The sequence below is a fragment of the Sphingomonas olei genome, from assembly GCF_045369765.1.
Lineage (GTDB): Bacteria > Pseudomonadota > Alphaproteobacteria > Sphingomonadales > Sphingomonadaceae > Sphingomonas > Sphingomonas panaciterrae.
Genome location: NZ_JBIQEU010000090.1, coordinates 1 through 604, shown reverse-complemented (window position 1 = coordinate 604; position 604 = coordinate 1). Strand labels below are relative to the sequence as shown.

Below are 604 nucleotides of genomic sequence, written 5' to 3'. Positions count from 1 at the left end.
TTGTTAAGGCGTCTCGTCCCACCGCAACCTTTCGAAGGGGATCCCGTGCGCGTTCTGGCAGCAATGAGTGGCGGAGTGGACTCCGCGGTGGCCGCGGCCCGTGCGGTGGACGCCGGGCACGACGTCACGGGTGTGCACCTCGCCCTGTCCCGGACCCCGGGCACGCTGCGCACGGGCGCTCGCGGCTGCTGCACCATCGAGGACTCCCGGGACGCGTGGCGCGCGGCGGAGAAGCTCGGCATCCCGTACTACGTGTGGGACTTCTCCGAGCGCTTCCAGGCGGACGTCGTGGACGACTTCGTGGCCGAGTACGCCGCCGGACGCACCCCCAACCCGTGCATGCGCTGCAACGAGAAGATCAAGTTCGCGGCCCTGCTGGAGAAGGCCCTGGCGCTCGGCTTCGACGCCGTGTGCACCGGCCACTACGCGAAGGTCGTGGAGGACGAGGACGGCCACAAGGAGCTGCACCGCGCCGCGGACTGGGCCAAGGACCAGTCCTACGTGCTGGGCGTGCTCACCGCCGAGCAGCTCGAGCACGCGATCTTCCCCCTCGCCGAGACCCCCTCCAAGGCGCAGGTGCGCGCGGAGGCGGAGGAGCGCGGGC

Annotated in this window: 1 protein-coding gene; it reads left to right on the top strand. The window is 70.9% G+C overall.

Features of this window, described 5'->3' with window-relative positions; genetic code table 11:
• Window positions 1–75: 75 nt before the first annotated feature.
• Window positions 76–604, top strand: a 529-nt coding sequence (locus tag ACH0BU_RS18195) for an adenine nucleotide alpha hydrolase family protein (RefSeq protein ID WP_500264495.1), incomplete at its 3' end; no start/stop codon positions are given.